This is a genomic window from Micromonospora sp. ALFpr18c (genome assembly GCF_008868155.1).
Classification (GTDB): domain Bacteria; phylum Actinomycetota; class Actinomycetes; order Mycobacteriales; family Micromonosporaceae; genus Micromonospora.
On the sequence record NZ_WBKR01000574.1, the window covers coordinates 1 to 246 of the forward strand.

The following is a 246-nucleotide window of genomic DNA, read 5'->3' on the forward strand; positions in this document are numbered from 1 at the left end:
GCCGACGGCGCGGTACCGGTCTTCCACCGGGCGTACGACGGCGGCGCGGGCGAGGTCGCCCAGGTCATCCCGATGATGAAAGCGTTGCAGGAGATCGCCACCTCTCGCCGGATGTTGATCATCGGGGACACGAAGCTGGTCTCCTACGACAACCTGACCGCGATGCACGCCGACGAGGTGACGTTCGTGGCCCCGGCGTCGAAGGTCTACGTCAGCGCCGAGACCTTGGCCGGCCTGGATCTGGGC

1 protein-coding gene is annotated in these 246 nt (G+C 67.5%); it reads left to right on the forward strand.

The window, feature by feature from the left end:
* Positions 1-246, forward strand: a 246-nt coding sequence (locus F8271_RS32845; protein WP_225854932.1) for a hypothetical protein, incomplete at both ends; no start/stop codon positions are given.